This window comes from Pseudomonas sp. Larv2_ips (genome assembly GCF_963879675.1).
Classification (GTDB): Bacteria; Pseudomonadota; Gammaproteobacteria; order Pseudomonadales; family Pseudomonadaceae; genus Aquipseudomonas.
In genome coordinates, this window is record NZ_CAWOAW010000014.1 from 18,689 (window position 1) to 45,623 (window position 26,935).

21 protein-coding genes are annotated in these 26,935 nt (G+C 59.8%); 10 read left to right on the plus strand and 11 right to left on the minus strand.

Going from position 1 to position 26,935, the window contains the following annotated elements; translation table 11 throughout:
* Positions 1-5: 5 nt before the first annotated feature.
* The 7 genes from algG to yaaA all read right to left on the minus strand — a co-directional run bounded on the left by algG (position 6) and on the right by yaaA (position 10,342).
* Positions 6-1,580 (minus strand): mannuronan 5-epimerase AlgG, encoded by a 1,575-nt coding sequence (gene algG, locus AACV02_RS06535; RefSeq protein ID WP_119738434.1) that lies wholly within the window; start codon positions 1,578-1,580, stop codon positions 6-8.
* Entirely contained in the window at positions 1,580-3,067 is a 1,488-nt protein-coding gene (locus AACV02_RS06540) for an alginate export family protein (protein WP_119738436.1), read from the minus strand. Before AACV02_RS06540 ends, algG begins: the two co-directional genes overlap by 1 nt.
* Positions 3,064-4,491, minus strand: a complete 1,428-nt coding sequence (gene algK, locus AACV02_RS06545) for an alginate biosynthesis TPR repeat lipoprotein AlgK (RefSeq protein ID WP_256680482.1) — start codon at positions 4,489-4,491, stop codon at positions 3,064-3,066. Before algK ends, AACV02_RS06540 begins: the two co-directional genes overlap by 4 nt.
* 86 nt (positions 4,492-4,577) lie before the next feature.
* Entirely contained in the window at positions 4,578-5,744 is a 1,167-nt protein-coding gene (locus AACV02_RS06550) for an alginate biosynthesis protein Alg44 (protein WP_106579530.1), read from the minus strand.
* A gap of 36 nt (positions 5,745-5,780) precedes the next feature.
* Positions 5,781-7,262 carry a mannuronan synthase gene (gene alg8 / locus AACV02_RS06555; RefSeq protein ID WP_164487910.1) on the minus strand — a complete coding sequence of 494 codons (1,482 nt, stop codon included), beginning with the start codon at positions 7,260-7,262 and terminating at the stop codon, positions 5,781-5,783.
* A gap of 83 nt (positions 7,263-7,345) precedes the next feature.
* Positions 7,346-8,662, minus strand: coding sequence for a nucleotide sugar dehydrogenase (locus tag AACV02_RS06560; protein WP_106579580.1), 1,317 nt, complete (start codon positions 8,660-8,662; stop codon positions 7,346-7,348).
* 900 nt (positions 8,663-9,562) lie between these two features.
* Entirely contained in the window at positions 9,563-10,342 is a 780-nt protein-coding gene (yaaA, locus tag AACV02_RS06565; protein ID WP_106579528.1) for a peroxide stress protein YaaA, read from the minus strand.
* A 674-nt stretch (positions 10,343-11,016) separates the two neighbouring features.
* Between yaaA and AACV02_RS06570 the strand changes: the two genes are divergently transcribed.
* The 6 genes from AACV02_RS06570 to moaE all read left to right on the plus strand — a co-directional run bounded on the left by AACV02_RS06570 (position 11,017) and on the right by moaE (position 19,212).
* Positions 11,017-12,141 carry a polysaccharide deacetylase family protein gene (locus AACV02_RS06570; RefSeq protein ID WP_119738440.1) on the plus strand — a complete coding sequence of 375 codons (1,125 nt, stop codon included), beginning with the start codon at positions 11,017-11,019 and terminating at the stop codon, positions 12,139-12,141.
* A 348-nt stretch (positions 12,142-12,489) separates the two neighbouring features.
* Positions 12,490-13,884: a PhoH family protein gene (locus AACV02_RS06575; protein ID WP_053254513.1), complete on the plus strand. Its 1,395-nt coding sequence runs from the start codon at positions 12,490-12,492 to the stop codon at positions 13,882-13,884.
* Between the two features lie 315 nt (positions 13,885-14,199).
* On the plus strand, positions 14,200-17,931 hold the full coding sequence (locus AACV02_RS06580) for an autotransporter domain-containing protein (RefSeq protein WP_119738442.1): 3,732 nt from the start codon (positions 14,200-14,202) through the stop codon (positions 17,929-17,931).
* A 116-nt stretch (positions 17,932-18,047) separates the two neighbouring features.
* Positions 18,048-18,521, plus strand: a complete 474-nt coding sequence (gene moaC, locus AACV02_RS06585) for a cyclic pyranopterin monophosphate synthase MoaC (RefSeq protein WP_056858942.1) — start codon at positions 18,048-18,050, stop codon at positions 18,519-18,521.
* Positions 18,518-18,760, plus strand: coding sequence for a molybdopterin converting factor subunit 1 (moaD, locus tag AACV02_RS06590; protein WP_106579523.1), 243 nt, complete (start codon positions 18,518-18,520; stop codon positions 18,758-18,760). The genes moaC and moaD overlap by 4 nt, the downstream gene beginning before the upstream one ends.
* Before the next feature lie 2 nt (positions 18,761-18,762).
* Complete coding sequence (moaE, locus tag AACV02_RS06595; protein WP_119738444.1) at positions 18,763-19,212, plus strand: molybdopterin synthase catalytic subunit MoaE; 450 nt, start codon at positions 18,763-18,765, stop codon at positions 19,210-19,212.
* A 123-nt stretch (positions 19,213-19,335) separates the two neighbouring features.
* On the opposite strand, the gene rhlB is transcribed toward moaE, so the two are convergent.
* On the minus strand, positions 19,336-20,805 hold the full coding sequence (rhlB, locus tag AACV02_RS06600; RefSeq protein ID WP_119738446.1) for an ATP-dependent RNA helicase RhlB: 1,470 nt from the start codon (positions 20,803-20,805) through the stop codon (positions 19,336-19,338).
* A 96-nt stretch (positions 20,806-20,901) separates the two neighbouring features.
* Complete coding sequence (locus AACV02_RS06605; RefSeq protein WP_106579520.1) at positions 20,902-21,558, minus strand: alpha/beta hydrolase; 657 nt, start codon at positions 21,556-21,558, stop codon at positions 20,902-20,904.
* Between the two features lie 347 nt (positions 21,559-21,905).
* On the opposite strand from AACV02_RS06605, the gene AACV02_RS06610 reads away from it, so the two are divergent.
* From AACV02_RS06610 to AACV02_RS06625, 4 genes are all read left to right on the plus strand, one after another.
* Positions 21,906-22,937, plus strand: coding sequence for an amino acid ABC transporter substrate-binding protein (locus AACV02_RS06610; protein WP_106579519.1), 1,032 nt, complete (start codon positions 21,906-21,908; stop codon positions 22,935-22,937).
* Between the two features lie 72 nt (positions 22,938-23,009).
* Positions 23,010-24,191: an amino acid ABC transporter permease gene (locus tag AACV02_RS06615; protein WP_106579518.1), complete on the plus strand. Its 1,182-nt coding sequence runs from the start codon at positions 23,010-23,012 to the stop codon at positions 24,189-24,191.
* Between the two features lie 10 nt (positions 24,192-24,201).
* Positions 24,202-25,299: an amino acid ABC transporter permease gene (locus tag AACV02_RS06620; protein ID WP_106579517.1), complete on the plus strand. Its 1,098-nt coding sequence runs from the start codon at positions 24,202-24,204 to the stop codon at positions 25,297-25,299.
* A gap of 11 nt (positions 25,300-25,310) precedes the next feature.
* Positions 25,311-26,075: an amino acid ABC transporter ATP-binding protein gene (locus AACV02_RS06625; RefSeq protein ID WP_003171943.1), complete on the plus strand. Its 765-nt coding sequence runs from the start codon at positions 25,311-25,313 to the stop codon at positions 26,073-26,075.
* Positions 26,076-26,132: 57 nt separating this feature from the next.
* On the opposite strand, the gene AACV02_RS06630 is transcribed toward AACV02_RS06625, so the two are convergent.
* Complete coding sequence (locus tag AACV02_RS06630) at positions 26,133-26,624, minus strand: type II toxin-antitoxin system MqsA family antitoxin (RefSeq protein ID WP_119738448.1); 492 nt, start codon at positions 26,622-26,624, stop codon at positions 26,133-26,135.
* Positions 26,621-26,932 (minus strand): type II toxin-antitoxin system MqsR family toxin, encoded by a 312-nt coding sequence (locus AACV02_RS06635; RefSeq protein ID WP_119738450.1) that lies wholly within the window; start codon positions 26,930-26,932, stop codon positions 26,621-26,623. The genes AACV02_RS06630 and AACV02_RS06635 overlap by 4 nt, the downstream gene beginning before the upstream one ends.
* Between the last annotated feature and the right edge of the window lie 3 nt (positions 26,933-26,935).

The window sequence follows — 26,935 nt, forward strand, 5'->3', positions numbered from 1 at the left end:
CATCCTCAGTCCTGCATTTCGGTCTGGCGTTCGAGAGGGTCGATCAGCACGGCTTTCTGTTGGCGCACCAACAGGTCGAGAATTTCTTCCTGCCGATCACCCAGCACGCCGTTGAAGCTGATGCCGCTGGATTTGGTCGGCGCCAGCATCGACACGCGATACAGCTCGACACTCAAGGGCGAGTCGATCGACAGCGGCCCGCTGCCGTTACCGGCCAGTTCACCGCCGACCACGATCAGCGAAACCTTGGCGTCGAACGGGTCGAGCGCGATGTCGCGGTCGGTGTCGGTCAAGTCCTTGATGTGGCCGTACACGCCGGTCAGGCCGTTGGCCATCGAGGTGTTTTCGTACAGGCGAATGTTCACGCTGTTACGGATGCGAATGCCGTGGCGACGATTGCTGATCACCTTGTTGCCCCACAGCAGGTTGTCGCCGCTCTCATAGAGCGTGATGCCGTCGGTGTGGTTGCGGTAGATCTCGTTGTCGGCAATCAGGTTGTTCACGCTGTTACGGTCGATCACCAGGCCCGACAACTTGTTGTCGTAGCTGCGGTTGTTGAAGATGAAGCTGTCGTTCACTTCCCGGGAAATGATGATGCCGTGCTTCTTCTTGGTGCCGTAGACGGTGTTGTCCGCAATGATCAGGCCGTGGGAACGGTCGTGCGGGTCAATGCCGTAGACGATGTTGTCTTTGTAGGTATTGCCCTTGAGCACAAAGCCGGTGGTTTCGTAGCAGTAGAAGCCGTACCACATGTCCGAGAACTCGGAATCGACGATCCAGCCGGTCGGCTCAGGACGCTTGAGCACCTTGGCCATGTTCGGCGTGTACTGGGAAATACTCACCCCGTACGACTTACTGTTGGCGTAGCCGAAGCTGGCCATTTTGCTGTTGGCGACGTAAGTCTCGGTGCCGCCCCAGGCCAGCAGGAACGGGCGAAACTCCTTGGGCGACTGAAACAGCGCCGGGCCATTGGTCTTTTCATTCCAGCCGGTGATCTTTGTGTCACGCACAAACAACTGGCCATCGTTGATCAGGAACGAACCGGCTTGCTGGGACAGGCGCAGCTCCTGGGTCTTCTTGTCGATTTCCAGAATGCCCTTGCGCCCGACCACGATCGGCAGCTTGGCCAGAAACACACCCGGTGAGGTTTCGCTCAGGTATTGCTTGGGCACTTTGCCGAGCAGGTCCTTGAGGTTCAGGTAGCCGTCGTCGACAAAGATCGCCTGAGGAATGCCGTGCTGGCGCACCACCCATTCGGCCATCTTGTTATCGCCGCCGATAAAGTCCTTCAGCGCGTCCTCCTGCATCATGCGGCGGATGCTGACCTTGCCGGGTTTGCTTCTGACGATCTTCTTTTCCATTGCCGCGGCGGTGTAGCCCGACAGGTCCGGCAGCGCAGGCTTGGCCATTTCCAGCGGCGCGGTCGGCGGGCTGGAGATGGTGTAGGTCTTGGCCTGTTGCAGTTCTTTGGCGATGGTCGGCGCCTTGCCCTGCTGCGGGGTGTCGGCGAAGGCTGTGGCACTGGCCATCAGCATCGCGGCAACCAGCATTTTTTGAGGAATCATTGCGCAGGCTCCCATCAGAACTTCCAGATCACGTCGACAAAGGCGCGATGCATGTACGAGTCGACCTGGCTGCCATACGCGTCACCTGGCTTGAACACACCGGCACGCAAGCGCACCAGGGCCGACGGTTCGTCGATCGACTGGCTCAGCGCCGCCGGCAACAGGCCTTTCTTGAAGTACTTGGTGACCACCAGGTCCATCTCCTGGCCCAGGTCTTTCTTGCCGTCTTCAAGCGGCAGGGAAGTGCTGGACAGGATCGCGCCGGTCACGTCATCGGTGTTGTTCTGCACGGCATCGATGCCGTTGCTGCCCACCGGTTTGTTGCCGTCGACACGCCAGAACTTGTGGTACACCAGGCTGGCGTCGTAGTCCTCACGCAGCTGCCAGGAACCGAACAGGCTCATCGACTGCATGTTGTTCATCTCGCCACGAAACGCCTCGCCGAAGCGGTGCACGCGCGACTGGGTACCGGTCCAGTTCGAACGGTTGCTTTGCAGGCCGTTCTGCTCGTAGTTGGCACTTGCGCGGGAGTACGCCGCGCCGACTTGCCATTGCGGGTCCAGGCGCAGGCGTACACCCAGGTCAGTCGCCCAGCCACTCACGTCATCGCTGCGCTTGGCCTGGGTGGGGCGGGTGCCGTCGGCGTTGAGTGCGTTGACCGTGTCGCGGTCACCTTTCATGCCGGTGACGCTGGCCCAGTAGTTGACGGTGTTGGTGTTGCGCCAGTTGTAGGCGTCGCTGTTGGCTTCGATGCCGAGCCAGGTCAGGTCGCCGTTTTCGCGCTTGTCCAACGGGTCGGTGGCCACGCCCGGTTCGGCGTAGTCGAGCTTGCCGTCATCATGGGTGTGATGACCGCGCAGGCCGATCCACTGCCCCGGCGTCCACTGGTAGGCGGCGTCAGCGTAGAAGTGCTGGCGGTCCTTGTCCTTGGGCGACAGTTCCTTGAGGTCGGTGCGGTATTCGCTGAAGCGTTCGGCAGCGCCGACGTTGGCCTTGAGCAAGGTGGTGTCGAAGGTCCAGTTCAGCGCCTCGATGTTGGTATCGCGCCATTGGCCGTCGTCATTGCGCAGGCGCTGGCGGCCGAACTTGAGGATCTCGCCAGGGTAGGGCGTAAAGCCGCTGTAGCCGACCCAGAACTCGCGCAGGGCCAGGTAGTTCTTTTTGGCTTTACGGTCGTCGTTGCTCGATTGTTCGGTGGTGTCATCGGAGGACTGTTGCAGCGTGTCGGTCTCGATGATGTCGCTCGACACGACCGCCTGGCCCATGGCGTAGGCGCTCCACGCGCCGCTTTCGCCGTAGACCCACGGGCGCAGGTCAAGGCCGATGCCGTTGACGTCGCCGCCTTTCTGCGTGCCGAGGTCGCGGTCATCTTCCGATTGCGCGGTGGCTTTGACTTCCAGGCCGAAGTTCTTGGCTTCGGTCAGCGCGGCCAGGGTCGGGCACGACCACAGCAGGGCGAAGGTCAGGCCGATGCCGGCCTTGACGAATGGGTTGAGCTTCATAGGGATTCCTCGCCGTCTTCTTCTTGCAGGGCGTGCAGTTGCAGCGTGCTCTGGGCCAGGGTGCCGCGCGCGGCCAGTTCCTGTTGCACCAGGCGTTGGCCTTCGGCGCGTTGCTCTGGCGTGAGCGGGGCTTCGAGCTGCGTGGCCAAGTCATTGGCCTCTGGCGTGTCCTGGGCTTTAGCCAACTGGCTGAAGACGTAGGCGTTCAATGGGTCGGGCTTGGTGCCCTTGCCTTGGGAAAACAATTGCGCGATGGCGAAGTCGGCGCTGTTCTGGCCGTTGCGCGCAGCAGTGAGCAAATGGTCGAGGGCTTTTTGCGAATAGACCTTGCCCAGGTAGCCACGGCGGTAGATCTGGCCGAGGTAGTAATCGGCGGCCACTTCCTTGCCCACGGCTTTCTCGAAATGTGCTTCGGCGGCCTTGGCATCTGCCGGGACCCACTTGCCTTCGTAATAGAGCTTGCCCAGCAACAGCTCGGCGCGCGGCTGGTCGGCGGCGCGGCCGTTGTCCAGGTACTTCATCATTTGATTGACGTCGCCCAGTTCCGGGAAGTCGTAGAGCAGTTGCGCCAGGCTGACCCAGGAAGCGGGGTAGCCGGGGGCGATTTTTTCCAGCAGGGCTTGCGCGGTTTTCTCGTCGGTCTTGCCCAGGGTTGCATCGCCCAACACGCGGGCCACGCTGTCGACACGCTGTGCGGTGACGGTGCCACGGCTGTAGCCGGCTTCCATTTGCTTGAGCAGCTCGGCCTGTTTTTCCGGCTCGGCTTTTTTCTGGTAGACCGTGGCCAGCTCGACGTAGCAGATGTCGGTGGTGTTCAGCGCGGCCTTGCAGATGCGCTCCACGTCATCCAGATGCTGGTCGTAGGTGTCCTGGGTGCGGTACAGCAGCACCTGAGCCAGGCCCGCTTCCGGGTAACCCGCGGCCTGCCATTTGCTGATCTGCTGTTGGGCATTCACGTTGGGGAAGCTGTGCGGGTATTGCAGGTACAGCATCGCCAGCGGAATCAGGGTATTGCCTTCGCCATTGGCAAAGGCTTTTTTCAGCAGGCCTTCAGCCTCGTGCTGCTCGGCCTCGGTGGCACCGGGCTTGGCGACCAGCAGGCGACCCAGACGGGCCTGGGCGCGTGGCGAGGTATCGGCGGCCGCGCGGTAGGTGGCTTCGGCCTGGCGGATTTGCTCGGGGTCACGGGTGGTCACCTGGATATCGGCCAGGCCTACTTGGGCCTCGCTGTAACCCAGGTCTGCCAACTGCTGGTAATTTTGCTGGGCGGTGACCGTGTCGCCACGCTTGAGGGCTTCGTTGGCCAAGCGCTGGTCGGGCAGGCCGGCGCAACCAGTCAAAGAGATCGCCAATGCCAGTGTGCACAGAGATCCAATGTGGGAGCGGGCTTGCTCGCGAAGCAGGCGACGCGGTACATCAGGCATACCGCGCTGATCCCTTCGCGAGCAAGCCCGCTCCCACAAGGATTGTGGAGTAGTCGGAATAGGAGTCGTCACAGGCATGTCCTCGCTTACAGACCGTGAGCCGTGGCTTTATCGATCAGCCAGTTCAGCGATGGGCCGCGGTCGCTGGTCACTTCTACCGGGCGACCGGCGTAGGTGCTGTCCAGCGGCGCATCCGGCTTGATCTGCACGCGGATGTCGGAAGACAGGTCGGCGCTGTTCAGGCTGGTGCTGCTGACGATGGTGCCGGTGCGGATCTGTTCTTCGTCGGCCACCTGGAAGCTCACCGGTGTGCCTGGGCGAACGTCGGCGAACTGGCGGTAGGTGAAGCGCGCTTCCACATTGGCCAGGCTGCCGCGTGGCACCAGTTGGAAGATCACATCGCCTTTGCTGGCGTACTGACCGTCGGCGACCAGTTGCTGGGCAACCACGCAATCGCAAGGCGAGGTCAGGGTGCCGGTCATTTGCTTGCCGAACAGCTCCTCAACCTTGGCCGGTTGCAGTTGGTCTTCGTCCAGATGGCCCTTGAGCACATCGAGCATGCTGGTGCTGAAGGTCGCCAGTGGCGCGCCTTTGGCGGCGACCGCGTCACCTTTGAGCAGGCTTTGCACGGTGCCGTCACGCGGCATGGTCACGTTCATGCCCGGCACGCTGACGAGGCCAGCCTGAGCGTGGCTGACGAAGTACATGCCGTACACCGATTTAAAGATGAAACCGAACGCTGCCAGGCCGACGATGAAGATACCTGCGCTGAACACCACGGCGCGCAGGCGGCCCGCGGCGCTCATGTTGCTGCCGCCGTCCTTGACCTTGCGCGCCTTGGTGAAGTTGTCGCGCTGCAGGGTCGCCAGCACGTCGCCCATGGTCACGATGTCACCGGACAAGTGCGAGGTGATCAGGTGGCGCAGGGTGGAAATATCCTGGGCGTCCAGGTTCTGGAACTGGCAACCGGTGCGGCCGGTCTGGCGGTCATAGGAGCGAATCTGCAGCTCTACGTCCATCGCCAGGCCGAGGTTATCGATGACAAATTGCAGGCGGCCCTTGTGCACTTCACCGACGGTCAACGGCTGAGTGGCGGTGAACGCCAGGCCGCCGGCGGACAGGTCGATCACCCGTGCTTCGGTCTGGGTGCGGTCGGTGTTGAAGAAGCGCAGCTTGGCCGGAATTTTCACCCGGGCATGTTGGCGCTGGGCTTCGGATTCGTGGACAACGTTGGCGTTTACTTGGCTATTCATGGTGTGTAGTTCCTAGTTAATTCAGGCTTGGCAGGGTCAGACCATCATCAGCAACACGGCGACGAAAATGCTGCCGGCGGAGAAGGTCATGGTCCGAGACGACCAGGTGTTGAACCAACGTTGAAAGCTGGCCAAATCGCGGGTCAGTTTGGTGTCCTGGCGGGTCCAGGACTGTTGATCAAGGCGGAAGAACACGTAGATCTTCACCAGCGCGCCCATGATCTGGTTGTAATAGAGAATCACCGGGTAGGCCGGGCCGATCTTGTGGCCGGAGCACGACAGCAGCAGGGTCAGGATCAGGCGGGTGATGCCGATCCACAGCAGGTACGCGAGGATGAATGCGCCGCCGTATTTGAAGGTGGCGATAAAGGCCACCGTCAGGCCAAGCAGGGAGGTCCACATCGACACACGCTGGTCGAACAGCACCACGCTGGTGAACAGGCCGAGTCGGCGTACACCCAGGCCCAGGGCACGGGAGTTCTGGCGCAGGTTGTTGCCGTACCAGCGGAACATCAGCTTGCGGCTGGCTTTGATAAAGCTCTTTTCCGGCGGGTGTTCCACGGTGTTGATCGCGGCGTCCGGCACGTAGAACGTGTCGTAGCCCAGGCGCATCAGGCTGAACCAGCTGGACTTGTCATCGCCGGTCAAAAACTTGAAACGGCCTAGGCGCCAGTGTTGCAGCGAGTCGCTTTCAACGTCGGCGATAAAGCCCGGGTCGGTGACCACGCTGGCACGGAACACCGACATGCGCCCGGTCATGGTCAGCACGCGCTTGGACAGGGCCATGGAGCACATGTTGATGTGGCGTTGGGCGAAGCGCAGCTTGTGCCATTCGCTCATGATGTAGCCGCCGCGCACTTCGCAGAACTCGTTGGTGGTCAGGCCGCCGACATTGCCGAACAGCTGGAACCACGGCACGGTCTTGCGAACCACACCTTCGGCGAGCACGGTGTCGCCATCGATCACCGCAACCACGGCGCGGTCATCCGGCAGGTGGCGGGAGATGGCGCGAAAGCCAAAGGCCAGACCGTCGCGCTTGCCGGTGCCGGCGATGCGCACAAAATCAAGCTTCACGTGGTCCGGCGGGTTCATGCGTTCCCACAGGCTTTTCACCAGCAGCTCATCGCTCATTTCCACCAGCGAGCAGACCACGGTGGTCGGGAAGCCGCATTCGATGGCCTCGCGAATCACCGAGCTGTACACCTGGGCGGTGGTCAGCGCGTCGATACGAAAGCTTGTGACCATCAGGAATACATGGGAGGGGTCAGCGGCTTTGCCCAGCTTGCGCACTTTGCGGCGCAGGTGTGGGTAGACCACGTACAGGAACAGCATGCCGCGAAAGAAATGCGTAGCACCCATCGAGTAGCGCCAGATGCCGACGGCGCCAATCAGGAAAATAAAATTCTTCGACTCGGAGTCGAACGTACTCGCCGGTAACAGCAGGGCGAGTCCCATCAGCAGGCTCAAAAACAACAGCCAGCCGGCGGATTGGAGCAGTACGTGTTTTAACTTGGACATAAGCGTCATCCGAAGGTGAAGAAGGCTCCAGGCTGCAAGCGCTGGGGATTGGTACGCTTGCAGCCCGGAACTTGCTGTTGCTGTTACCAGCAAATGCCTTCGGTGCGGCCGCTCACGCTGGTGGCCTTGGACATGAAGCCCACCAGGTCGACCACTTGCTTGCCGTGTGGTGCGTTATGCGCCAGGGCACGGAATTTCTCGTCGCGGTTGCCAAGGATGATCACGTCGGAGTTGTTGATCACCGCGTCGAAGTCCGAGTTGAGCAGGGACGACACGTGCGGGATCTTGCCTTCGATGTAGTCTTTGTTCGCGCCGTGAACACGGGCGTATTCGACGTTGCTGTCGTAGATGCTCAGGTCGTAGCCCTTGCCGATCAGCATTTCTGCCAGTTCCACCAGTGGGCTTTCACGCAGGTCATCGGTGCCGGCCTTGAAGCTCAGGCCCAGCAGGGCGACTTTGCGCTTGTCGTGGCTTTCGACGATGTCGAAGGCGTTCTGCACCTGGGATTCGTTGCTGCGCATCAGCGAGTTGAGCAGCGGCGCTTCCACGTCCAGGGAGCCTGCACGGTAGGTCAGGGCGCGTACGTCTTTGGGCAGGCACGAACCGCCGAACGCGAAGCCCGGGCGCATGTAGTACTGGGACAGGTTGAGGGTTTTGTCCTGGCAGACCACTTCCATCACTTCGCGACCATCGACGCCGACGGCCTTGGCGATGTTGCCGATTTCGTTGGCGAAGGTCACCTTGGTGGCGTGCCACACGTTGCAGGTGTACTTGATCATTTCGGCAACGGCGATGTCCTTGCGGATGATCGGCGCGTCGAGTTCCTCGTACAGCGACTGCAGGACATCGCCGGAGGCTTTGTCGAATTCGCCGATGACGGTCATCGGTGGCAGGTCGTAGTCGGCGATGGCGGTGGATTCACGCAGGAATTCCGGGTTGACCGCAACACCGAAGTCGACGCCGGCTTTCTTGCCGGAGCAGTCTTCGAGGATCGGGATCACCACATTGGCCACGGTGCCCGGCAATACGGTGCTGCGGACCACGATGGTGTGGCGGGTGGTTTTGTCACGCAGGACAAAACCGATCTCGCGGCATACCGATTCGATGTAGTTGAGTTCCAGGTCGCCGTTTTTCTTGCTGGGCGTGCCCACGCAGATCATCGACAAGTCGGTATCGCGGATGGCCTCGGCGAAATTGGTCGTGCCGCGCAGCCGCCCGGTCTCGATACCCTGGCTCAGCAGTTCGCCCAGACCCGGTTCAACGATTGGCGATTTGCCCGCATTGATCAGGTCAATCTTTTCCTTGGAGATGTCCACGCCGACCACTTCGTGGCCACGGGCAGACAGGCAACCGGCACACACTGCGCCAACGTAACCCAAACCAAATATGCTGATGCGCATCGCATTTACCTCTTTGTCATTGAAGACGATATTAATCATGCCAATTAGATGGCCGGAGTTCATGTTTGCAAGCGTCACTGATGCCGCGAAAGTTGGGCGAATAGACGCCGACTTGCCGCGTACAGGCATGTTGAATAACGAGTGACTAACTATTGCACTCAAGTTGTGCGAAACGTGGCCTTGTTATTGGGGCTTGCCCTGTAATGCAGCCGGCCTTCCTGGGAGAAGGGCCTGGCGCCAGTGCCGCAGAGCCTTGATAGAGGCTGTAAGCCTTTAAGTATCAATGCCTTGGGTTGTCTCACTGACCCATTAGGGGAAGCTGAGCCTTGGCCTTATAGTGGGTGGCAATGCATCCTTATCGCCGCGCTTAACTAATCGGTTTGCAATATGACCCCTGAGTCAAAGTTAAATGTGACAACTTTGCTACTTCCGTTGGTCGCCATGTAAGTCATCTCTTACAGCAACAGAGAATTTCGTTACCGGTGGTATGAGCGGTGCTTTAGGGTGAAGTTCCTGGCCACTCATCCTGTTTTCGGAAATTTCTTGAAATATTAGAAAAGATGGCACTGGTACTATATTGATAGCACTTGCTATTTGGGCCAGTAGTTACAGGTAGTTGGCACGAAGGGATAGTTTTGTGCCACTAGTGTTTTAAAAAAGTGGTGCCACTACGAAAAAAATTCAGAAATGTCGAGTGAAAGATTCGTTAGGAATGCGACAGGATATTTTTTGGCGCCAGATTAATGACGATTGTAGACCTGAAATGCGCACAAAAAAATGTGGGAGCGGGCTTGCTCGCGAAGGCGGTCTGTCAGTAACCGATGTTCTGACTCGACCAGCCTTCGCGAGCGAGCCCGCTCCCACAGTTGGATTTCAGTGTTTTTTAGAGCGGGTACGGCTTTATTCCGGTGCGTGATCGCGCAGGAACACCAGGTTGTCCGGCTTGGACTGCTCGGCGTTGAAGCGATAGCCCTGCAGATCGAACTGCTTGAGCTTGGCCGGATCGTTGATGCGCTCTTGGATCACAAAGCGGCTCATCATGCCGCGGGCTTTTTTGGCATAGAAGCTGATGATCTTGTACTGGCCGTTTTTCAGGTCCTTGAACTCGGTGTTGATGATCCGCGCGTTCAGGGCCGTGCGTTTGACCGCCGAGAAGTACTCGTTGGAGGCCAGGTTGAGCAGCACGTCATCGCCTTGTTCGGCAAGCGCTTCGTTGAGCCACTCGCTGATGCGGGTGCCCCAGAAGGCGTAGAGGTCCTTGCCGCGGGCGTTGGCCAGCTTGGTGCCCATCTCGAGGCGGTACGGCATCATCAGGTCCAGCGGGCGCAGCAGGCCGTACAGGCCCGAGAGCATGCGCAGGTGGTCCTGGGCGTAGGTGAAATCGGCGTCGCTGAAGGTTTCGGCGTTGAGGCCGGTGTAGACGTCGCCCTTGAAGGCCAGCAAGGCCTGCTTGGCGTTTTCCGGCGTGAAGGCTGGGGTCCAGCTGCCGAAGCGCGCGGCGTTGAGGCCGCCGATCTTGTCGGAGACGTGCATCAGGTCGCTGATTTGGGCAGGGCTCAGTTCACGCAGTTGTTCGATCAGCGCCTGGGAGTGGTCCAGGTATTGCGGCTGGGTGAAGCGCGGGGTGACCGGCTTGGACTCGAAGTCGAGGGTTTTGGCGGGGGAAATCACCATCAGCATGAAGTTGGCTCCTGTAATCGTGGGGGGGATTCTAGGGGGTCGCGGGGTTTGACTCCACCTATGATGGTGATAGGGGGCTGCTGTGGGCGTGTGTATATCCGTTGCCGCGGTAACGGCGGCTGGTGGTTGCGCGCTTACAGCGGGTCGCTTTTGGCAAACGCCCGGAATGCCGGCCCAGCCAAAAGTAACCACTCACCACCCGGCGCCTCGCCTGCGTTCGGCCAGCGTGGTTGACGGGGCCTGTCAGATCAAAAGCAGAGCACGGCGACCTGAGTGGTAGAAGCGGATCAAGCGCACAGCAACACACCTCTATCTGATGCGCTGAGCTCCAAATGTGGGAGCGGGCTTGCTCGCGAAGGCAGTGTGCCAGCTACCCATGAGCTGACGGATCCACCCCCTTCGCGAGCAAGCCCGCTCCCACACGTTGACCGAGTTCAACTGCCAGCACCGCAGTGCTTGGCTTTTCTGTGGGAGCTGGCTTGCCTGCGATGCAGACAACTCGGTCAATCAGGTACACCGGGTTGATGCCCTCGCAGGCAAGCCCGCTCCCACATTCGATTGAGTTCGGCTTCCATTTCGGCCATCACCCAAATAACGGATATGCCCACCAACCCAATAACCCAGCCCGGACGATCGGCTATAGTGCCCGACAACTCTGGAAAGGGAGACCCCGTGTGCGAATTGCGTTTTTACTGTCAGCTTGTTTGCTGTGCCTGGGCGCCCAGGCGGCGCCGGTTGACGTAGCCAGCCTGGACCGCACCACCTGGCCCGAAAAGCTCAGCAGCCCTGCGCTGTTCGATGTCGCTTCTCGCGCCGAGATCCTGATGTTCGCCCACAGCTTAATCGCCAGCGAAGCCCAGGACGAAGCAGCGCTCAAACAACGCCTGGGGCTGAAGATCATCAACCTGGCCGCCATCGACGACCTGCGCCGCCAGCTCTGGCAGCGCCTGCTGGAAAACTACACCTTCGCCCAACAAAGCTGCGAAGAAGACGCCTCATTCTGCTACCTGGTCGAAAGCATGGACGACCTGCGCGAGCAAGCCGGCAAATTCCAGGTCAGCGACAACTCCTTCTATATAGGCTGGGCCAACCCCAGCCACAATTTCCACGAACGCTACCTCGACGAACTGCTGCGCAAAGCCGCACTGTTCCCACAAATCAGCAGTGAAGTCCTGCGTTTCGGCGACCACGAACGCAATGGCGATGAACTCAACGACCGCCTGTTCCTGCTGACCTTCGACGGCGGCCCTGCGCCGGTCAGCGGCAATACCGACTGGCTCACCGACTACCTGCGCAAGCAAAAGATGAACGCCACTTTCTTCGCCCTCGGCAGCAGCCTGCAAACCCGTGTGGAGCGCAGTTCCGCCGCCGATGTGCAGGCGCTGTACCAAGGCCAGTGCGTAGGCACCCAGGGTTGGCAGTACCGGTCCCACAGCCATTGGGTCGACTGGCAAAGCTCGATCACCCGCAGTGCTGCGCTGGCGCAGAACCTGATGCCGGAAAACTACGTGCCGCTGTTTCGCCCGCCCTATGGCCAGCGTCGCGCCGACAGCCAGGGCTTTTTCCAGGCGCAAGGTTTACAGGTGGCGCTGTGGGACATCGATTCCCAGGACGAACCGGGCAAACTCAAGGCTGATGAGTCCGCGCAGCGGGTGCTGACATTGATGTTGCTGTGGCGCAAAGGCGTGATTGTGTTTCACGACACCCAGGAAAAGGCACGGGTCGCGTTGCCGATGTTGCTGCAGGCAACGGCGCAAAGTGGGCTGGGTTGGCAGGACTGCCGGGAGGCGTTTCGCTGAAAAAGCGCAAGTGCCCGGCCCTGTTGGGGATGAGGCGTTTTTGGGGTGATTTTGTGCGACATTTCGATGCAGGCGGACTTCCGACTTTAACGGGGTGGCTGGCACTCGGCTAGTGCTATTCGTCATCCTGAAAAATAAACTTCAAAAAAGCGTCAAAGTGCTTTTTCCTGTCATCGCTTTTGCGGTATTACGAAGTCAGATCGCCGAAACCTGCAACATAGGTGGCGTCTTCCAAGACTCCTCATGTGGGCACTGCACTTGACGTCACTACGGTGCAGTCGGTGGTCGAATCGAGGCGCAGCACTGTTGCGGTATTGCGTCGACTGGCTCCCACAAAGGTGACCGAGTATGGATGATCATGGACGTAACCCTTCTTCCGACCAGCCAATCCTTTATGTGCTTGATACCAACGTATTGATTCACGATCCAAACGCACTGCTTAACTTCGAAGAACACCACGTCGCCATCCCCATGATCGTGCTTGAGGAGCTCGACAAACTCAAAAGTGGCCACCACAGCGTTGCCGCTGAATGCCGCCAGGCCATTCGCCTGATCGACAAGACCCTGGGCGAGGCCTCGCCCGAGGACGTTGAAGTCGGCGTGCCGATCCAGCGTGGCAAAAGCGGGCCCAAGGGCTTGTTGTCGATCCTGATGAACAAGCGCAGCGAGCCCAACAGCCTGCTGCCGGAAAACCTGAACGACAATAAAATCATCAACCAATTGATCGACCTGCACGCGCGTGACAAGGACTTGCGCCTGGTGCTGGTGACCAAAGACATCAATATGCGCCTCAAGGCACGAGCGTGTGGGATCGCTGCCGAGGACTACAGTACCGACCAACTCGTTGACGACGTGTCGATGTTGTCGCGCGGTTATCACACCATGACCGGCTCGTTCTGGGACCGCGTCAGCAAAGTTGAAACCCGTCAGGACCACGGCCGCACCTGGCACCAGGTACAGCTGACCGACAACCTGCCGGCCGTGCATATCAATGAATTCATCATCGACGAACAGGGGTTTGTGGGCTGGATCAAAGAAATCCAGGTCGACAAACTGCTGATCCTCGACCTGCATCAGGAACCCCTGTTGCACCAGGAAGCCTGGGGCCTGAAACCGCGTGACATCTACCAGAGCCTGGCGCTGTATGCGCTGCTCGACCCGGACATCCACCTGGTCAACCTGACCGGCGCCGCAGGTTCGGGGAAAACCATCCTCGCCCTGGCCGCCGCCATCGAGCAGACCATGGTGACCAAGCGTTATCGCCGCATCATCGCCACCCGCAGTGTGCAGGGCCTGGACCAGGAAATTGGCTTCCTGCCCGGCACCGAAGCAGAAAAAATGGAACCGTGGCTGGGCGCGATCACCGACAACCTCGAAGCCTTGCACATGGATGACGAAAACACCCATGGCAGCGTCGATTACATCCTCAGCAAAGTGCCGTTGCAGTTCAAATCCCTCAACTACATCCGAGGTCGCAGCTTCCAGCAAAGCCTGATTTTGATCGATGAATGCCAGAACCTCACGCCGCACCAGATGAAAACCATCATCACGCGGGCCGGCGCCGGTTCCAAAGTGGTGTGCCTGGGCAACCTGGCACAGATCGACACGCCTTACCTGTCCGCGACCAGCTCCGGGCTGACTTACCTGACGGAACGCTTCAAGGACTTCCCGAACGGCGTGCATATCGCGCTGCAAGGGGTGCCTCGTTCGATCCTGGCCGAGTACGCCGAGTCCCACCTGTAAAAACATGACCCTGTCGTACTTGGTGGCTAAATGCCACGAACCACCCCGGATTTCTCACGAAGTCCGGGGTTTTTGTTATGTGCGACATTTGCCTGCGATTTAGCGCCGTGGGTGCTTGTGGACTTTGTAATTATTTTGTTACATTTTTTCTCGCCTCAAAAACCATAAGAACATTGCGTGACCCCCGTCGGAAATCCACCTCATTGATTCGACGACGTTTCGAAGACCCATGTGGGTTTTCTGCGTGACCCTGCCTATTACAAAAAGCCCGATACATCGCTCATTGACGACGCACATATCCAAAGGGAAAGGAACATGGAAGTAGCAGGTAATGGCTCCACTTTGTCTCAACGTAAGCGCGCCTCAGGTTTCAGGTCGATACCTCTCACGCCCATCGCACTCGGCCTGGCCTTATGGCTGGGTCAGGGCCCAATAGCCTGGGCAGATGACAGCAACCCCTACACCGCCCAGGTGTTGGAGTCGGCCTTCAGGAAAGCCGTGGCATCGTTTGGCCCCAACACCGATGTCTACAAGAACCTGCGCTTTGGTTACGCAGACATCGTCGATCTGGCCGCCAAGGACTTCGCCGCACAGTCCGGCAAGTTCGATTCAGCCCTCAAGCAAAACTACGAGCTGCAACCCGAAAACCTGACCATCGGCGCCATGCTCGGCGACACCAAGCGCCCGCTGGATTACGCCTCGCGGTTGGATTACTACCGCAGCCGGCTCTTCAGCAACAGCGGACGTTACACCACCAATATTCTCGATTTTTCCAAGGCCATCCTCGCCAACCTGCCGGCTGCCAAGCCCTACACCTACGTAGAGCCGGGCGTCAGCAGCAACCTCAGCGCGCAGCTGAACGCCGGCCAATCCTGGGCCGCGGCTACCCGTGACTGGAGCGCCAACGCGCAAACCTGGAAAACCCCCGAAGCCCAGGTCAACTCCGGCCTGGACCGCACCAACGCGTACTACGCCTATGCCTTGGGCATGACCGGCAAAGGTGTGAACGTGGGCGTGCTGGACTCGGGCATTCTCACCGAGCACTTCGAGTTCCAGGGCAAGAATGCCCAGGGCCAGGACCGCGTGCAGGCGGTGACGTCCACCGGCGAGTACTACGCCACCCACCCGCGCTATCTTCACGACACCCCGGACGGCGAGTTTCAAAAAGGCGAGCACTTCAGTATTTCCGGTGAGTACGACCCCACCATCAACGACGGCCACGGTACGGAAATGTCCGGTGTACTCGGCGCCAGCCGCAATGGCACCGGCATGCACGGCATCGCGTTTGACGCGAATATTTTTGTCGCCAATACCGGCGGCACCGACGACAACCGCTTCCAGGGCTCCAACGATCTGGACTACAACGCGTTCATGGCCAGCTACAACGCGCTCGCCGCGAAGAATGTGTCGATCGTCAACCAGAGCTGGGGGCAGAACTCGCGCAACGACGTAGAAAACCACTTCGGCGATGTCGGCGACAGTGCGGCGGACAACTTGCGCGACATGAAGGCTGCCTATCGCCCGTTCTGGGACAAGGCCCACGCCGGGCAGAAAACCTGGATGGACGCCATGGCCGACGCGGCGCGGCAAAACACCTTTATCCAGATCATCTCGGCGGGTAACGACAGCCACGGTGCCAACCCGGACACCAACGCCAACCTGCCGTTTTTCAAGCCGGACATCGAAGGCAAATTCCTCTCGATCACCGGTTACGACGAGACCAGCGCGCAGGTCTACAACCGTTGCGGCACCTCCAAGTGGTGGTGCGTGATGGGCGTCTCGGGGATTCCGTCCACCGGGCCTGAAGGTGAAATCATCCCGAATGCCAACGGTACATCGGCCGCAGCGCCGAGCGTCTCCGGGGCGTTGGCGCTGGTGATTCAGCGCTTCCCTTACATGACCGCCAGCCAGGCCCGTGATGTGTTGCTGACCACCTCCAGCCTGCAAGCGCCGGACGGTCCGGACACGCCTGTGGGCACCCTGACTGGCGGCCGTACCTACGACAACCTGCAACCGGTGCACGATGCCGCGCCAGGCACTCCGCAAGTGCCCGGCGTGGTCAGCGGTTGGGGCTTGCCCAACCTGCAAAAAGCCATGCAGGGGCCGGGGCAGTTCCTGGGTTCGGTGGCGGTGGCATTGCCTACCGGCACGCGCGATATCTGGGCTAACCCGATTTCCGATGAAGCCATTCGCGCCCGCCGTGTAGAGGACGCCACCGAGCAGGCGACCTGGGCGGCCACCCAGCAACAAAAAGGTTGGCTCAACGGTTTGCCGGCGAATGCCTCTGACGATGATCAGTTTGAATACGAAATCGGCCATGCGCGCGAACAGGCAACGCTGGCCCGTGGCAAAGACTTGCTCACCGGCACGACCTATGTCGGCAGTCTGGCCAAGTCCGGCGATGGCGAACTGGTGCTGGAAGGCCAGAACACCTACTCCGGCAGCACGTGGGTGCGCGGCGGCAAGCTGTCGGTGGACGGTTCATTGACGTCCGCCGTAACCGTGGATGACAGCGCTGTGGGCACGCGCAATGCCGATAACGGCGTGATAACCACGCTGGGCGGCACGCTGGCCGGCAACGGCACGGTGGGTGCCTTGACCGTCAACAGCGGTGGCCGCGTGGCACCGGGTCACTCGATTGGCACGCTGCACACGGGCGACGTGACCTTCAACCCGGGCTCGGTGTATGCCGTCGAAGTCGACCCCAACGGGCGAAGCGACCAGATCCAGAGCAGCGGCGTCGCCACCCTCAATGGCGGTGTGGTGACCGTGTCTCTGGAGAACAGCCCTAACCTGTTGTCCGCCACCGAGGCGCGTAGCTTGTTGGGCCAGCCGTTCAACATCCTCACCGCCACCCAGGGTATCAACGGACAGTTTGCGGCGATCTCGCCTAATTATCTGTTCATCGGGACTCAACTCAATTACCAGCCTAATGCGCTGACCCTGGCCGTAGAACGCAACCAGACGACCTTTGCCAGCGTTGCGCAAACCCGTAACGAGCGCGCCGTGGCGACCGCGGCCGAGGCGTTAGGCGCGGGTAGCCCAGTGTATGAAAGCCTGCTCGCTTCAGACTCGGCAGCCCAGGCGCAGGCGGCGTTCAAGCAGCTGTCAGGGCAACTGCATTCGGATGTGGCGGCAGCGCAAATGGCTGACAGCCGCTACCTTCGTGAGGCGGTCAACGGCCGGCTGCAACAGGCTCAGTCATTGGACTCCAGCGCGCAGATCGACGCCCGCGACAACGGCGGCTGGGTGCAACTGTTGGGTGGTCGCAACAACGTCAGCGGCGACAACAATGCCAGCGGTTATTCCTCGTCCACCAGTGGTGTGCTGCTGGGGCTGGACACCGAGGTTGGCGACGGCTGGCGTGTGGGCGCAGCGACCGGCTACACCCAGAGCCATCTCAATGGTGAGTCGGCTTCGGCGGACAGCGACAACTATCACCTGTCGGTCTATGGCGGCAAACGCTTCGAGGCGATTGCCCTGCGCTTGGGTGGCGCCACCACCTGGCATCGCCTGGACACTTCGCGCCGCGTGGCTTACGCCAACCAGTCGGACTACGACAAGGCCGACTACAACGCGCGGACCGACCAGGTGTTTGCCGAGATCGGCTACACCCAATGGAACCTGTTCGAACCCTTCGCCAACCTGACGTACCTGAACTACCAGAGTGATTCGTTCAAGGAAAAGGGCGGCGCCGCCGCTTTGCATGCCAGCAAGCAAAGCCAGGACGCCACGCTGTCCACCCTGGGCCTGCGCGCGCATACCCAATTGCCGGTCAGCTCGACCTCGGCCGTCACCTTGCGCGGCGAGCTGGGTTGGGAGCATCAGTTTGGCGACACCGATCGTGACGCCTCGCTTAAGTTTGCCGGCAGCGACACCGCCTTCGCTGTCAACAGCGTGCCCGTGGCGCGTGATGGCGCGGTGATCAAGGCCAGCGCGGAAATGGCCTTGACCAAGGACACGCTGGTGTCCTTGAACTACAGCGGTTTGCTGTCCAACCGCGGTAACAACAACGGGATCAATGCCGGATTCACCTTCCGCTTCTAACCTGGTGTTGTCCTGCATAAAGGGGCGCATTGCGCCCCTTTATTCATGGGATAAACAGCCCTGCGCAAATTTGACTCACGGGTTTACAATTGCCGCTCCTGATCAGGAGTATCCCTGTGCTGACTCATCTCGATTCCCAAGGTCGCGCCCACATGGTCGACGTCACTGACAAAGCCGTGACGTTCCGCGAGGCCGTGGCCGAAGCGCGGGTGCGCATGCTGCCCGACACCCTGAAAATGATTGTCGACGGCGCCCACCCCAAGGGCGACGTGTTTGCCGTGGCCCGTATTGCCGGGATCCAGGCGGCGAAAAAAACCAGTGATCTGATTCCGCTGTGCCACCCGCTGATGCTGACCGGTGTAAAGGTTGAGCTGCGCGCCGACGGCGTAGACGCCGTGCATATCCTTGCGCGCTGCAAGCTCAGCGGCCAGACCGGCGTAGAGATGGAGGCGCTGACCGCCGCCAGCGTCGCGGCGCTGACGATCTACGACATGTGCAAGGCCGTGGACCGCGGCATGACCATCGAAAGTATCCGTCTGCTGGAAAAGCTTGGCGGCAAAAGCGGGCATTTCAAGGCGGACCAGGCATGAGCATCAACGTATTGTTTTTTGCCCGCTACGCCGAAGCGGTGGGCTTTGATTCACTGGAGATGGAAGGCGATTTCGCCACCGTCGATGCGGTGCGCCTCGCGTTGGCCAATGACCCGGAGTTTGCCGTGCTCAATGAGTCCAGCTTGATGTGCGCGCGTAACGAAGAACTGTGCGGCCTTGATGAGCCGGTGCAGGCCGGCGACGAAGTGGCGTTTTTCCCGCCCGTGACGGGAGGCTGAGCATGGCCATTCGCGTACAGGCCGAGGCGTTTGATCCGGGCTTCGAGGTCAATGCGATGCACGCAGCCAATGTCGGCGTCGGCGCGGTGGTGAGTTTTGTCGGCTATGTGCGCGACTTCAATGATGGTCGCGACGTGTCGGGGATGTTTCTTGAGCACTATCCGGGCATGACCGAAAAAGCCCTGGCCAAGATAACGGCCGAGGCCGAACAGCGTTGGCCATTGCTCAAGCTGGAAGTGCTGCACCGGATCGGCGCGCTTGAACCGGGCGAGCCGATTGTGTTTGTGGCTGCCGCCAGCGCGCATCGCCAGGCCGCGTTTGAGGCCTGTGCGTTTGTGATGGACTACCTGAAGACGCGGGCGCCGTTCTGGAAAAAGGAAAACACGCCTGAAGGGCCGCGCTGGGTGGAAGGGCGGGGCAGCGATCACGCGGCGGCGGATCGTTGGAAGTAAGGTTGATGCAAAACCCAATGTGGGAGCTGGCTTGCCTGCGAAAGCATCACCACGGTGGGACTGACTCACCGAGGTGTCTGCATCGCAGGCAAGCCAGCTCCCACATGTTTAATCGCATTCAGCTTACGGGCGTTTACGCTCCACAGCGCGCAGCAAATGCGTTGGCGGCGTCTCGCAGCTGATCTTGCGGCCCAGCAACGTCTCGATCGAAGGCAACTGATACGAGTCATCCTCGCCTGCAAAACTGATCGACACGCCCGCAGCGCCGGCACGCCCGGTACGGCCAATGCGGTGGACGTAGTCGTCCGGCACTTCCGGCAGGGTGAAGTTGATCACGTGGCTGATGCCGTCGATGTGAATCCCGCGCCCGGCCACGTCGGTGGCCACCAGCACGCGAATCTTGCCTTCGCGAAAGCCTTCCAGGGTCTTGATGCGCTTGTGCTGCGGCACGTCGCCCGACAGTTGCGCGGCGTTGACGCCATCGCGTACCAGGCGTTCTTCGATGCGGCGCACCTCGTCCTTGCGGTTGGCAAACACCATCACGCGCTCCCAACCGTTGTCATTGATCAGGTTGTAAAGCAGCTTGTACTTATCGGCGCCGGCCACGGCGTAGATGTGCTGTTCGACGTTTTCGCTGGCAACGTTCAGTGCCTCGATCTCGACGATGGACGGGTCGGTGGTCCACTGCTTGGCGAGGTTCATCACGTCTTCGGTGAAGGTCGCGGAGAACAGCAGCGTCTGGCGCTCGTTTTTCGGCGGGGTCTGGCGAATGATCTGACGCACTTGCGGGATGAAGCCCATGTCGAGCATGCGGTCGGCTTCGTCCAGCACCATCACTTCGACCATGTCCAGATGCACATCGCCACGCTGGTTGAAGTCGAGCAGGCGGCCCGGGGTGGCAACCAGGATGTCGCAATGGCGAGCTTCGAGGTGCTTGAGCTGCTTGTCGAAGTCCATGCCGCCCACGAACGTCATGACGTTGAGGCCGGTGTACTTGGTCAGGTCGGCGGCGTCCTTGGCGATCTGTACCACCAGCTCGCGGGTCGGCGCGATGATCAGTGCGCGCGGTTCACCCATGTAGCGTTCTTTGGGCGGCGGCGTTTGCAGCAGTTGGGTGATGATCGAGATCAGGAACGCGGCGGTCTTGCCGGTGCCGGTCTGCGCGCGGCCGATGGCGTCTTTGCCGGCGAGGGTGAAACCCAGCACCTGCGCCTGGATCGGCGTGCAGTACGGGAACCCCAGGTCCTGAATGGCGTGCATCAGTTCCGGCGCCAGTTTGAAATCGTGGAAGCGGGTTTTGCCTTCCTGTGGCTCGACGACGAAGTCTTCAAGTTTCCACGCAATCACGGGCGCTTTAGGGGCGCGTTCGCGGCGGGGTGCCTTGGGCGCAGGTGCAGGCTCGGCCTCGGCGGATTTTGCCGGTTCAGGCGCGATCACCGGTGGCTTCTTCGGTGAGGCAACAGGTGCGGTCCGGTCTGGCTGTTTACCGTCATTGCGGCTGCCGGATGAGGGGACAGGAGCACTGGGAACAGGCGCGAGCGGCTCAGCCTCGCTTTTGCCGAACATCTTCTTAAGTGCTTTGAGCACGGTCATCTCATTAATTGGTTAAGGAATGTACGCCGGCCAGTGTAATGCAAGAATCGGGCGCGGCGTAGTGCGTTGGTCACACGGCTACATAATGTGCGGTTTTCAGCCCAGGCGAGCGGTCAGCCAGGTTCCGATGTCGTGTATCTCCTGGGGTAACACTTCGTGCCCCATTGGGTATTCCTGCCATGTCACGGTGACACCACGGCTCTTCAAATGCTCGTAGGCGCTGCGGCCCATGGCGTTCTGCACCACATCATCGTACTGGCCGTGCAGGCACAGCGCGGGAATGCGTTGTTGGCTGGCGGACAATTGCAACTCATCGCCAAAGGTGGGCGCGTAGGTGGAGAGGGCAATGACGCCGCCCAGCGGGCCCTGCCATTTCAGGAAGGCGGTGTGGAATACCACGGCGCCACCCTGGGAAAAACCGGCAAGGAAAATACGCGAGGCGTCTATTCCGGTTCTCTTCTGCTCCTCGATCAAGTCCGTGACCATGGTGGTGGAGGCTTCCAGCTCTTCCAGGCTGATCGAACGGGCCGGGCTCATGGCCTTGATGTCGTACCAACTGGGCATCTCGTAGCCGCCATTGATGGTCACCGCACGCGTCGGCGCCTGAGGCAACACAAAGCGGGTGGTCAACAATTTTTCCTGCAGCGCCTCGGCCACCGGCAGGAAGTCGTAGCGATCGGCACCCAGGCCATGCAACCAGATTACGCAGGCGTCTGCGGGCTTGGCGGGCTGAAGAATCAAGGGTTCGGTCATGTCTGCTCCATTAATGTGCGTGCGCTCCGATTGGGTGCGTCGGAACGGTGCGTGACGGGTTGATCTGTTAAGAGAATGTCGCAAGGTTGAATCTTTTCCTATTGACCATGGGCTGAAACGACTCAGCCATCACTCTGGTACGGGCCTTGCTATGTGTAGGTCGATGTCAGGACTAACTCACGACGGTAACACTATCAGTGACTGCCGCTTGGGGGATAGCAACTGGAATTACTGCGACAACTTCATGCCGCTTGACCCTAAAAAAAGCCAACACGGGTCGATATCGCCTCATAAGGGTGCGCTGAGGTTCGAGCTCCGACACAACAAGAGCAAAACTGGAGGTTTGAATGAAGGTATTGAAATCCACCCTGGCCATCGTGTGCGCGGCCGCCGTATTGGGTGTCAGTGGTTTCGCCCAAGCCGGCGCAACCCTGGACGCTGTGCAGAAGAAAGGCTTCGTGCAATGTGGCGTGAGTGACGGCCTGCCGGGTTTCTCGGTGCCGGATGCCAGCGGCAAGATCCTGGGGATCGACGCTGACGTTTGCCGCGCTGTGGCCGCTGCCGTTTTCGGTGATGCGACCAAGGTCAAATTCAGCCAGTTGAACGCCAAGGAGCGTTTCACCGCGCTTCAGTCCGGCGAAGTCGACATCCTGTCGCGCAACACCACCATGACCAGCTCTCGCGATGCCGGCATGGGCCTGAAATTCCCGGGCTTCATCACCTACTACGACGGTGTTGGCTTCCTGGTTAACAACAAGCTCGGCGTGAAAAGTGCCAAGGAACTGGACGGTGCAACCATCTGCATCCAGGCCGGTACCACCACTGAGCTGAACGTGTCGGACTACTTCCGCGCCAACAACCTCAAATACACCCCGATCACCTTCGACACCTCCGATGAAAGCGCCAAGTCGCTGGAATCCGGTCGTTGCGACGTGCTGACCTCCGACAAGTCCCAGCTCTACGCACAGCGCAGCAAGCTGGCCTCGCCGAAAGACTACGTGGTGCTGCCGGAAACCATTTCCAAAGAACCTCTGGGCCCGGTCGTGCGTAACGGCGACGACGAGTGGCTGGCCATCGTGCGCTGGGTTGGCTACGCCATGCTCAACGCTGAAGAAGCCGGTATCACTTCGAAAAACGTCGAAGCTGAAGCCAAGTCCACCAAGAACCCGGACGTTGCGCGTCTGCTGGGTGCTGACGGCGAATACGGCAAAGACCTGAAAGTGAAGAAAGATTGGGTTGTCCAGATCGTCAAGCAGGTCGGTAACTACGGTGAAGTGTTCGAGAAAAACCTCGGCAAAAGCACACCACTGGAAATCGACCGTGGCTTGAACGCACTGTGGACCAACGGTGGCATTCAATACGCACCCCCTGTGCGCTGATCGCTGATGGTTCTATCACCCGGTGGGCCAACCACCGGGTGATGTTCTGTTCCATTATTTGCGGGGCACTTCATGCAAAATCAAATCGGCGCACCCAAGCAGAAGCTCAGCTTCAGCGACCCTAAAGTGCGTGCGTGGCTCTTCCAGATCATCACGATTGTGGCGGTCGTCGCGCTGGGCTGGTACCTCTTCAACAATACACAGACCAACCTTCAACACCGGGGCATTACCTCGGGGTTCGACTTTCTTGAGCGCAGTGCCGGCTTCGGCATCGCTCAGCACTTGATCGACTACACCGAATCGGACAGCTATGCCCGCGTCTTTGTGATCGGTCTGCTCAACACCTTGCTGGTGACCGTGATCGGTGTGGTCCTGGCGACCCTGCTCGGCTTCATCATCGGCGTGGCGCGTTTGTCGCCCAACTGGATGATCAACAAACTGGCGACGGTGTATGTGGAAGTCTTCCGCAACATCCCACCGCTGTTGCAGATCCTGTTCTGGTACTTTGCGGTGTTCCTGACCATGCCGGGGCCGCGCAACAGCCATAACTTTGGTGACACGTTCTTTGTCAGCAGCCGTGGCCTGAACATGCCGGCAGCGATTGCCGCCGACGGTTTCTGGCCGTTTGTGGTCAGCGTCGTGGTCGCCATCGTGGCAATCGTGCTGATGGCTCGCTGGGCCAACAAGCGCTTTGAAGCCACCGGCGTACCCTTCCATAAGTTCTGGGCGGGTCTGGCGTTGTTCATTCTGATCCCGGCGCTGTGCGCCCTGATTTTCGGCGCGCCACTGCATTGGGAAATGCCCAAGCTGCAAGGCTTCAACTTCGTGGGCGGCTGGGTACTGATCCCCGAACTGCTGGCATTGACCCTGGCGCTTACCGTCTACACGGCGGCGTTTATTGCCGAGATCGTGCGTTCGGGCATCAAGTCCGTCAGCCACGGCCAGACCGAAGCCGCGCGCTCCCTGGGCCTGCGCCCTGGGCCGACGCTGCGCAAGGTCATCATTCCGCAAGCCCTGCGGGTGATCATTCCGCCGCTGACCAGCCAATACCTGAACCTGGCGAAGAACTCGTCGTTGGCCGCCGGTATCGGCTACCCGGAAATGGTGTCGCTGTTTGCCGGTACGGTGCTCAACCAGACCGGCCAGGCCATCGAGGTTATTGCCATCACCATGAGCGTGTACCTGGCGATCAGCATCAGCATTTCCCTGCTGATGAACTGGTACAACAAGCGCATTGCGCTGATCGAGCGGTGAGGAAACGCACATGACTTCGCATACTTTCAAACCTGATATGCCGCCGCCGAACAAAGTCTTCGGACCGATGGCATGGATGCGCGCCAACCTGTTTTCCAGCTGGCTGAATACCTTGCTGACCTTGTTGGCGTTTTACCTGATCTACCTGATCGTGCCGCCAATCCTGCACTGGGCGATTCTGGACGCGAACTGGGTCGGGACCACGCGCGCAGACTGCACCAAAGAGGGCGCCTGCTGGGTGTTTATCCAACAGCGTTTCGGGCAGTTCATGTACGGCTACTACCCCGGCGACCTGCGCTGGCGTGTGGACCTGACCGTGTGGCTGGCCATCGTCGGCGTGGCGCCGTTGTTCATCTCGCGTTTTCAACGCAAGGCGGTCTACGGCCTGAGCTTTCTGGTGCTGTACCCGATCATTGCGTACTTCCTGCTGCACGGCGGCATCTTTGGCCTGACCAACGTAGCCACCAGCCAGTGGGGCGGCCTGATGCTGACCCTGGTCATCGCCACCGTCGGTATTGCCGGTGCGTTGCCGCTGGGCATTGTGCTGGCGTTGGGGCGGCGTTCGAACATGCCGGCGATTCGAGTGGTGTGCGTGACCTTCATCGAGTTCTGGCGCGGCGTGCCGTTGATCACCGTGCTGTTCATGTCCTCGGTGATGCTGCCGCTGTTCCTGCCCGAGGGCATGGGCATCGACAAACTGCTGCGGGCGCTGATCGGCGTGATCCTGTTCCAGTCGGCCTACGTGGCGGAAGTGGTGCGTGGTGGTTTGCAGGCGATTCCCAAGGGGCAGTACGAAGCCGCTGCGGCGATGGGCCTGGGTTACTGGCGCAGCATGGGCCTGGTGATTCTGCCGCAAGCCCTGAAGCTGGTGATTCCCGGCATCGTCAACACGTTTATTGCGCTGTTCAAGGACACCAGCCTGGTGATCATCATCGGCCTGTTCGACCTGCTCAACAGCGTCAAGCAAGCCGCGGCCGACCCGAAATGGTTGGGCATGGCCACTGAAGGCTACGTGTTCGCGGCCCTGGTGTTCTGGATTTTCTGTTTTGGTATGTCGCGCTATTCCATTCATTTGGAACACAAGCTCGACACAGGCCACAAGCGTTAGGAGTTGTTGTTATGAGCGAAGCGATCAAACAGCCTGTGAGCCCTGAAGGCATTATCCAGATGCAGGGCGTCAACAAGTGGTACGGCCAGTTCCACGTGTTGAAAGACATCAACCTCAACGTCAAGCAGGGCGAGCGTATTGTGCTGTGCGGCCCGTCGGGTTCGGGCAAGTCCACCACCATCCGCTGCCTCAACCGTCTGGAAGAACACCAGCAAGGCCGCATCGTGGTCGATGGTGTGGAACTGACCAACGACCTCAAGCAGATCGAAGCGATCCGCCGCGAAGTCGGCATGGTGTTCCAGCACTTCAACCTGTTCCCGCACCTGACCATCCTGCAGAACTGCACGCTGGCGCCGATGTGGGTGCGCAAGATGCCCAAGCGCAAGGCTGAAGAAATTGCCATGCATTACCTGGAGCGCGTGCGCATTCCGGAGCAGGCCCACAAGTTTCCGGGCCAACTCTCCGGCGGCCAACAACAGCGCGTGGCGATTGCCCGTGCGCTGTGCATGAAGCCCAAGATCATGCTGTTCGATGAGCCGACGTCGGCACTCGATCCGGAAATGGTGAAAGAGGTGCTGGACACCATGATCGGCCTGGCCGAAGACGGCATGACCATGTTGTGCGTGACCCACGAAATGGGCTTTGCCCGCACCGTGGCCAACCGCGTGATCTTCATGGACAAGGGCGAGATCGTCGAACAGGCGGCGCCGAATGACTTCTTCGACAACCCGCAGAATGATCGGACCAAGTTGTTCTTGAGCCAGATTTTGCATTGATCGATGTTTGAAACGATAAACCCGGCCTGGTGCCGGGTTTATTTTTGCCTGCTGGTTTTATGCGGAGGCTTTAGTTGCGAGCTGTTGCGCGTCTTGTGCAATAAGCAATTGGTTCAGGTCTTCGCCGACATTGAGGGTTTCTATCTCGGCCAGCAGGTGCGGATGTTTATCCAGCAGGCGCATCAGTGTGAGCAGCGGCTCGGGCGGAAAAATCTCAGCCCTTTCATAGCGGGAAAATGCATTGTGCCCGCGGCCGATCAATGTTTTCACCGCTTCCTTTTGCGTCAGGTGCAGTTTTCGGCGGATCCGCTTCATTTCGGCGGCAATGATTTTCCTCGCGTCGATCAACAATTGGTCACTGGCGTCGGAATAACGCTCTGCGCTGTCGTCGTCGTGATCGAATTCGATTTCCTTGCAGGCCTGGCATTCCCAGCCCGCAATGCCTGGAATATCGCGGGTCATGCCGCGAGTGTTGATCGTGAAGGTACGTCCTTCGAAATGCTGCATTGCGTCATGAGATCCGCAGCTCATACATTGCTGGGTTTTCATAAGGTGTTCTCCTTGAAGGAGATTACGGGAGCCCCACCGCTAGGGCGGTAAGTCACTTTGATGTAAATCTCCGTACCGAAAATTTTGATCAAATAGACGTCCTGCCACACCCGGTGGTCTGAATAGGTCGTCATCGATTTGTACAACATACGATGCTCAAGAGCGCAGATCACAAGCCGCATCTGGCCGATGCTCAATTCAAGTTGTCGTGCCCCCTCGCGCGCGCTGGCCGTAAATGCTCTCTCGCCCAACCTGATGACATCCGCTTTTATCACCGCCAGATCGTAATGAGGTGTGTACTTTTCCATAAG

Excerpts from the sequence above, each read along its gene's own strand:
- AACV02_RS06610 (WP_106579519.1), top strand. The coding sequence starts at position 21,906 with ATGAAGGTATTGAAATCCACCCTGGCCATCGTGTGCGCGGCCGCCGTA.
- alg8 (WP_164487910.1), bottom strand. The coding sequence starts at position 7,262 with ATGTCCAAGTTAAAACACGTACTGCTCCAATCCGCCGGCTGGCTGTTG.
- yaaA (WP_106579528.1), bottom strand. The coding sequence starts at position 10,342 with ATGCTGATGGTGATTTCCCCCGCCAAAACCCTCGACTTCGAGTCCAAG.
- AACV02_RS06560 (WP_106579580.1), bottom strand. The coding sequence starts at position 8,662 with ATGCGCATCAGCATATTTGGTTTGGGTTACGTTGGCGCAGTGTGTGCC.
- algG (WP_119738434.1), bottom strand. The coding sequence starts at position 1,580 with ATGGGAGCCTGCGCAATGATTCCTCAAAAAATGCTGGTTGCCGCGATG.
- AACV02_RS06630 (WP_119738448.1), bottom strand. The coding sequence starts at position 26,624 with ATGAAAACCCAGCAATGTATGAGCTGCGGATCTCATGACGCAATGCAG.
- AACV02_RS06620 (WP_106579517.1), top strand. The coding sequence starts at position 24,202 with ATGACTTCGCATACTTTCAAACCTGATATGCCGCCGCCGAACAAAGTC.
- algK (WP_256680482.1), bottom strand. The coding sequence starts at position 4,491 with ATGCCTGATGTACCGCGTCGCCTGCTTCGCGAGCAAGCCCGCTCCCAC.
- AACV02_RS06575 (WP_053254513.1), top strand. The coding sequence starts at position 12,490 with ATGGATGATCATGGACGTAACCCTTCTTCCGACCAGCCAATCCTTTAT.
- AACV02_RS06550 (WP_106579530.1), bottom strand. The coding sequence starts at position 5,744 with ATGAATAGCCAAGTAAACGCCAACGTTGTCCACGAATCCGAAGCCCAG.
- AACV02_RS06635 (WP_119738450.1), bottom strand. The coding sequence starts at position 26,932 with ATGGAAAAGTACACACCTCATTACGATCTGGCGGTGATAAAAGCGGAT.
- moaE (WP_119738444.1), top strand. The coding sequence starts at position 18,763 with ATGGCCATTCGCGTACAGGCCGAGGCGTTTGATCCGGGCTTCGAGGTC.
- rhlB (WP_119738446.1), bottom strand. The coding sequence starts at position 20,805 with ATGACCGTGCTCAAAGCACTTAAGAAGATGTTCGGCAAAAGCGAGGCT.
- AACV02_RS06580 (WP_119738442.1), top strand. The coding sequence starts at position 14,200 with ATGGAAGTAGCAGGTAATGGCTCCACTTTGTCTCAACGTAAGCGCGCC.
- AACV02_RS06605 (WP_106579520.1), bottom strand. The coding sequence starts at position 21,558 with ATGACCGAACCCTTGATTCTTCAGCCCGCCAAGCCCGCAGACGCCTGC.
- AACV02_RS06625 (WP_003171943.1), top strand. The coding sequence starts at position 25,311 with ATGAGCGAAGCGATCAAACAGCCTGTGAGCCCTGAAGGCATTATCCAG.
- moaD (WP_106579523.1), top strand. The coding sequence starts at position 18,518 with ATGAGCATCAACGTATTGTTTTTTGCCCGCTACGCCGAAGCGGTGGGC.
- AACV02_RS06615 (WP_106579518.1), top strand. The coding sequence starts at position 23,010 with ATGCAAAATCAAATCGGCGCACCCAAGCAGAAGCTCAGCTTCAGCGAC.
- AACV02_RS06540 (WP_119738436.1), bottom strand. The coding sequence starts at position 3,067 with ATGAAGCTCAACCCATTCGTCAAGGCCGGCATCGGCCTGACCTTCGCC.